General features: G+C 65.4%; 6 protein-coding genes. 1 reads left to right on the top strand and 5 read right to left on the bottom strand.

Annotated elements, in window-relative coordinates:
• Window positions 1-79: 79 nt before the first annotated feature.
• The gene (gene dxr / locus ACTIIH_RS14310) at window positions 80-1,300 is read right to left on the bottom strand and encodes a 1-deoxy-D-xylulose-5-phosphate reductoisomerase (RefSeq protein WP_441452582.1); all 1,221 of its coding nucleotides are present in this window, start codon (window positions 1,298-1,300) and stop codon (window positions 80-82) included.
• A gap of 169 nt (window positions 1,301-1,469) precedes the next feature.
• Between dxr and ACTIIH_RS14305 the strand changes: the two genes are divergently transcribed.
• Complete coding sequence (locus tag ACTIIH_RS14305; protein WP_441452580.1) at window positions 1,470-2,669, top strand: acyl-CoA dehydrogenase family protein; 1,200 nt, start codon at window positions 1,470-1,472, stop codon at window positions 2,667-2,669.
• 133 nt (window positions 2,670-2,802) lie between these two features.
• On the opposite strand, the gene ACTIIH_RS14300 is transcribed toward ACTIIH_RS14305, so the two are convergent.
• The 4 genes from ACTIIH_RS14300 to rlmN form a co-directional block, all read right to left on the bottom strand.
• The gene (locus ACTIIH_RS14300; protein WP_441452578.1) at window positions 2,803-3,198 is read right to left on the bottom strand and encodes a hypothetical protein; all 396 of its coding nucleotides are present in this window, start codon (window positions 3,196-3,198) and stop codon (window positions 2,803-2,805) included.
• A 661-nt stretch (window positions 3,199-3,859) separates the two neighbouring features.
• A complete protein-coding gene (locus tag ACTIIH_RS14295; RefSeq protein ID WP_441090749.1) occupies window positions 3,860-4,534 on the bottom strand; it encodes a hypothetical protein in 675 nt (224 codons plus the stop codon).
• A complete protein-coding gene (locus tag ACTIIH_RS14290; RefSeq protein WP_025777300.1) occupies window positions 4,527-5,087 on the bottom strand; it encodes a DivIVA domain-containing protein in 561 nt (186 codons plus the stop codon). Before ACTIIH_RS14290 ends, ACTIIH_RS14295 begins: the two co-directional genes overlap by 8 nt.
• 100 nt (window positions 5,088-5,187) lie before the next feature.
• The gene (gene rlmN, locus ACTIIH_RS14285; RefSeq protein ID WP_441452584.1) at window positions 5,188-6,417 is read right to left on the bottom strand and encodes a 23S rRNA (adenine(2503)-C(2))-methyltransferase RlmN; all 1,230 of its coding nucleotides are present in this window, start codon (window positions 6,415-6,417) and stop codon (window positions 5,188-5,190) included.
• Window positions 6,418-6,548 lie beyond the last annotated feature (131 nt).

The raw sequence follows: 6,548 nt of genomic DNA, 5'->3' as shown, positions 1-6,548 counted from the left end.
TGGCCGAGTTCGTGCAGCGCAATCGAGATCGAGATGCCGATGAGGAACAGGATGATCCCGACGATGTAGAGCACAACGGTCATCGGCGGCCCCTGTTCTGTTCGGCGACGTCGGCGCGAGCGAAGTCCCTGGCCCACGCGTCGGCGGCCAGCACGGTCTCCACCGTGTGTTCGGCCGCAGGTTCGTGGGCGGCCAGGGCTCGGGCCAGACCTCTGTCGATTCCGGTGAAGGCGATGTCACCGGCGATGAACGCGGCGACGAGTTCCTCATTGGCGGCGTTGAGCACCGCGGGGTAGCTGCGCCCCTTCTTGCCGGCGTCGATGGCCAGGCCGACCGCGGGAAAGGCGAGATGGTTGACCGGTTCGAACGACCAGTGCATGGGCTGGCCCCAATTGTGCGGCACGGCGCCCGAGGTCAGTCGCTTCGTCGTTCCGTCGTCCTGGGTGCCCAGAGCATAGGAGATCGGCAGGCGCATATCCGGTGGGGAGATCTGCGCGATCGTCGAGGCATCGCGGAACTCGACCATCGAATGGATCTGCGACTGCGGATGCACGACGACTTCGATGTGATCGAAGTCGATGTCGAAGAGCAGGTGGGCTTCGATGACTTCGAGGCCCTTGTTGACCAGGGTCGCCGAGTTGAGGGTGATCATCGACCCCATCGACCATGTGGGATGGTTGAGCGCCTGGGCGGGAGTGACCCGACGCAGGGCATCGCGGGTCATTCCGCGGAACGGTCCGCCCGAAGCGGTGATGATGAGCTTGCTGACTTCACCGTGCGTGCCGGCGCGCAGCGCCTGGGCGATGGCGGAGTGCTCACTGTCGACCGGCACCAGCCGGGCCCCGGAGGCACGAGCGGCGTCGAGGACGATGGACCCGCCGATGATGAGGGACTCTTTGTTCGCCAGGGCCACGTCCGTGCCGCGTTCGAGGGCGGCCAGGGTCGCTCCGAGACCGGCGGCACCGGTGATCGCATTGAGGACCATGTCCGCGGTCAAGCTTGCGACCGCCTCGGCGGCGTCAACACCTAAGTGGATGGCGTCGACGGGATCGGCAATCCCCCGCTCGGCAGCCAACTCGGTCAGTCGCGCACGCACCTCGGTCTCTCCTCCGGCGGGAGGAGTGGTGAGCCCGATGACGGGAACGTGGAAATCGAGGGCCTGCTCGATCAGAAGGTCGAGCTGGGAACCGGCGGCCAAGCCGACGATCGCGTGCTCGTCCCGGTGTTCGGCAAGGACATCAAGGGCCTGGGTGCCGACCGAACCGGTTGAGCCGACTACAATGAAACCACGTTTACTCACGCCAACCGATGATGCCAAAGTTCTCTGGGAAATGACTCGACACGTTCTCGTGTGTCACTTCGATCTCCGCCCAGGGAGCCGCGGAAATCTTGTGGTTCGGATGCGCCGGTTGTCCACCGCGCTCCGGTGAAACAGTGAGTGAGAAGAATCAATGGCGAAAGAGATGGATATGAGCAAGACGCTGAGCCCCGACGACATTCTTGGACTGGATTCGGTCTTCGAATCCGATGACCTCGAATTCGCATCGATCGTGAAGAAATGGCTGGACGAGAACGTCCGGGAGAAGATCGGCGACTATTTCCTCGACGCCACCATCCCCGCTCGGGAACTGGCCGAAGGACTCGGCGAGCTCGGTCTGCTCGGCATGCACCTCGACGGCTACGGCTGCGGCGGATCGACGGCGACTCAGTACGGACTCGCCTGCCGGGAGCTCGAAGCCGTCGACTCCGGTCTGCGGTCGCTGGTGTCCGTGCAGGGGTCGCTGGCGATGTTCGCCATCCACCACTGGGGATCGGAAGCGCAGAAAGAAGAATGGCTGCCGAAGATGGCCGCCGGCAAGGCCATCGGCTGCTTCGGTCTGACCGAACCCGATGTCGGCTCCGACCCGTCGGGGATGAAGACGACCGCGAAGAAGGACGGATCCGATTGGATCCTCAACGGCGCGAAGATGTGGATCACGAACTCCCCGGTCTCCGATGTCATGGTCGTATGGGCCAAGACCGAAGAGGTCGACGACAAGGGCAATAACGTCGTCCGCGGCTTCGTCGTCCCCTCGAACACCGAGGGTGTGCAGACCCCGGAGATCCACCGCAAGATCTCGCTGCGTGCGTCGATCACAGGTGAGATCGTCCTCGACAACGTCCGCCTGCCCGAGGATGCGATGCTGCCGAAGGCCAAGGGACTCAAGGGGCCCCTGTCCTGCCTGTCCGAGGCCCGCTACGGAATCGTCTTCGGTGTCACCGGTGCCGCCCGCGACGCGCTGCTCTCCGCTCTGGAGTACACCGGCACCCGTGTGCAGTTCGATCGCCCGCTGGCGTCGTTCCAGATCACTCAGCAGAAGCTGGCGAAGGCCTTCGGCCAGTACTCGCAGATCACTCTGCTCGCCGCTCACCTGGGCAAGCTCAAGGACTCCTCGAAAGGTGTCCGTCCGGAGCAGATCAGCCTGGGCAAGATGGTCAACGTCGACACCGCGATGAATGTCTGCCGTGACCTGCGCGCCCTGTTCGGCGGGTCGGGCATCACGAGCGAATACCCGCCGCTGCGTCACGCGGTCAACCTCGAGACCGTGCTCACCTACGAAGGAACGCACGAGGTGCACCAGCTGACTCTGGGTCGAACGATGACCGGAATCAACGCCTTCGCGAACTGAGCCTCAACTCCAGGGGTGGGCCGGGGTACCGGCGGCACCCACCCACCGACTGGCTCAAAGTGCAGGCGCCCCGCGCACAGCCCTAATGCACTACACGGACACTTTGAGCCAGTCGGTACGCAGCCGGCCGTTGTCAGTTCCAGTGGCCCCGGCGCAGTTCGAGCACGGCCGTGTGGTCGTCCTCGCCGAGGTGGCTCTGGGCTTCCAGCCCCCGCTCGGCAGCGAGGCCGGTGGCCTCGGCAGCCTGATCCCGCCCGAGTTCGATGAGCAGCACACCGTCCGCTGCCAGCCAGTCGAGTGATTCCGTGATGAGTCGGCGGACAAGGTCGAGTCCGTCGGACCCGCCGAACAGAGCGGTGCGCGGTTCGAAGTCGAGGGCCTCATGAGGCAGAAAATCGGCCGCAGTTTCAGGAACGTAGGGTGGGACGGCCGCGATCACCGAGATCGACTGGTGCAGTGAGTCGGGCAGTCCATGCAGGCAGTCGAGGACATGCCCCGCCACGGTGGTGCCGGACTCCAGTGCCGGCACTGATTCGCCTGCCCGACCGAACTCCCCCGTGTGAACACAGCTTTCGGCGTTTCCGACAGCACAACCCACAACCTCCGCCTGTGCATCACCGAGGTGAATATCGACCCCCGGCACCGACGCTGCCACCACCGAGACGACCGGTCCGACCCCGCAGAACGCTTCGAGCACAACAGGTCGCGCTGCCGCGACGCCGGCTTCTGCTTCTGCCCCGATCCCTCGAGAGTCCGTCACCGGCCTGTTCCCTCGTGAATCCACCAGCCGCTGAACCGTGGACACCGCGTGCGCGGCGAGCAGAGCCGTTCGCTGCCGTGGCACGAACACTCCGGGCTCAACGCTCAGTCGCAAGCCCGCAAAATCGACCCAACCGACGATCTGCTCGAGGGGTTCGCCGGCAACGCGACGAGCCACCAGCTCAGCCAGTCTCGGCACAGCATGAGCGCCAGCAGGCCCGTCGCCAGCAGGCCCGTCGACCTTGGGCGAGTCGACAGCAGACGCGGTCGCTGTCTCCAGCAGGATCGCCGCTTCGTCTTCGGCGAAGACACAGCCGGCCGCCCGCAGGGCAGCAACCGTCTGGGCAGCAATCGACTCAGCCGAGCGCAGATCAGCAGAAGCCGGACCGTCGACACCATCATCAGCGTCGAAGCCCCCAGACGTCCGGGGCTCAGGAGGCAGAGAGGACCTCGGTGCGATACCAGTCGAGGCTCGAAGCCGCCTCAATATCACCGTCATCAGTGAGCACCAGCGTGCGCTGCGGGTCGAGCGGCACCACGGCGGCGAATTCGACGCGGGAGTCGCGCATCGCCTGGTCGAGGTTCGCGGTCTCAGCCCCGATCGTCACGCCGACGCCTTCGAAGCGCGAACGGGTGACCCGCACGGAGGCACGCCCCGGCTCGATCGGTGCGTCTTCGATGGCGTGGAGAACCACCAAGTCTGCGGCAGAGTCAGACGCAGCCCCTGCCCGCAGATCCACGACGAGCCCGATCCGGGCGGCCGCAAGAGCACCGAGTGCCCGAACCAACGGCGGGGCATCCTCGGCGAAGGTGAGCCGGGCTCCGGATTCGGGAACCACACCCATGGCCCGCAGCACTCCGGCGAGCTTCGAACTGCGGTCGAGCACCTCGGCGCGGTCGAGCTCGACGGGGACGGACAGGGCCTTGATCAGGCGGGGATCGGTGACTTCACGACCGTCGACGAGCGGTTTCTCCGGTGCCGGACCGGTCAGCACGATGTCCTCGGCCCGGCCCATCGCGATCGGGAAGTCGAGGAGTTCGTACACCGGGTTGAGCGTGCCGGGATCGGTCGCGGTCGGAACCGCGAAGTAGTGGAAATCAGTCAACGGAGGCCATCACTTCGACGACACGGTCGATGAACGCATCGACCTGGTCCTCGTTGTACGCCTTCTTGCCTTTCGCGGTCTTGAACAGCACACGGCGAACCTGGTCGACGCTCATCGCCACGCCCTGCGTGAAGTACGAGTTGACCTTGTCGCACATGTCGTCGACCTGGGTGATGTCGTAGCCGATGACTCCGGGAGGCGGGTTGTCGAAGCGCTCCCCGGGCTCACGGACGAGGCGTCCCCGCAGGGACGCGGCCACACGGGTGAGTTCGGAGACCCAGGCGTCCTGACCGGACTGCGCGATGAGGCGGTCGCGGGCCTGCTTGGCGAATGCGTCTTCGAGACGATCGAGCGCGGCATCGACGACGGCGACGTGATAGCCCTTGCGGACGAGGTCGAACCCGACCGTGCGCACCGCCCGGGAGTCGAGGTCGCCGGGTTGCGGCGTCGGCCGTTCGAAGGACTCACGTGCACGTTTGAAGAAGCTGTCGACCTGCTTGGGGTCGTATCCGTTCTTCCATCCGGACATTCGAGGGAAAGTCGTGTCCGCCATGTCTCCTCCAGAAGCGAGTGGCTGTGGTGTTTCCACCATGATAGATGGAAGCCGCAGAAATTGCGTGGCCACGCTCGGCGGGTGCCGATCCGAGCATCGATCAGTCGGCTGCGGCCAGCTGTCCGCAGGCGCCGTCGATATCGGAGCCGCGGGTATCGCGGATCGTCGTCGGAATGCCATGATCGATGAGGCGGTGGACGAATTCGTCGGCGACGTCCGGGTCGGAGGCTGTCCACACCGACCCCGGGGTCGGGTTGAGCGGGATCGGGTTGACGTGGACCCAGCCGCGTCCGCGGGCGTTGAGCTTCTTCGCCAGCAGTTCCGCACGCCAGGCGTGGTCGTTCATGTCCTTGATGAGCGCGTATTCGATGCTCACCCGCCGTCCGGTCACCTGGTAGTAGTTATAGGCGGCGTCGATGGCCTCGTCGGCCTTCCACCGCGTGTTGACCGGGATCATCTCATCACGCAGCTCGTCGTCGGGTGCGTGCAGGCTGAGCGCGAAGGTGACCGGGATGTCCTCGGCGGCGAGTTTGTTGATGCCGGGCACGAGTCCGACCGTGGAGATCGTGATCCGCCTGGCCGACATGCCCAGCCCTTCGGGGCTCGGTTCGACGAACCGGCGCACCGCGTTCATCACACGCTTGTAGTTGGCCAGGGGTTCGCCCATGCCCATGAACACGATGTTCGAGACCCGTTCGGGTCCCTTCGCCGAGGCGGCCGTCGCCTCCGGGTCGAATGCGGACTCCCCCGCCGCATCGTCATCGTCGGCTTCCGCACCGAGCGCGGTCTCGCCGGCACCGGGCATATCCGACGTCGGAGCTTCGGAGAGTTCGCCGGCGGCGATGACCTGGTTGGCCCGGACGACCTGCTCGACGATCTCGGCCGTGGACATGTTCCTGGTCAGGCCCTGCTGGCCGGTGGCGCAGAACGGGCAGTTCATTCCGCAGCCGCACTGGCTGGACACGCACAGGGTGACGCGGTTGCGGTAGCGCATGAGCACGGATTCGACGAGAGCGCCGTCGAAGAGCCGCCACAGAAATTTGATGGTGTCGCCGTTCTCGGTGCGCAGTCGGCGCACCTCGGTGAGCAGGTGCGGGAAGAACCGTTCCTGGATCTCTGCCCGCTTGTCCTTGGGCAGGTCCGTCATCGCCTCGGTGTCGGTGACGTAGTGGCTGAAGTAATGGGTGGAGATCTGCTTGGCCCGGAAGGCGGGCAACCCCATCTCCGTGACAGCGGCGATGCGTTCGTCCATCGTCATATCGGCCAGATGCTGAGGCGGCTGCTTGACGCGTGCGGACTTGAAGTTGAGAAGGGGACGGCCATCGCGCATCGGGGTCTTCGATGTCGTGCCGTCGGCATGTTCGACGACGGGCCTGGTCTGCCTTCTGCCTGTTTGAGAACTCACACGGCCATTGTCTCATGTTCGCCGCGCGCCTGTCGTGTGCGAGCCGCCACGTCGGG

It is taken from the genome of Brevibacterium sp. (assembly GCF_052105255.1).
Taxonomy (GTDB): Bacteria; Actinomycetota; Actinomycetes; order Actinomycetales; family Brevibacteriaceae; genus Brevibacterium; species Brevibacterium linens_B.
The sequence above is the reverse complement of the archived record's forward strand: the minus strand, read 5'-3'. Positions and strand labels throughout refer to the sequence as shown.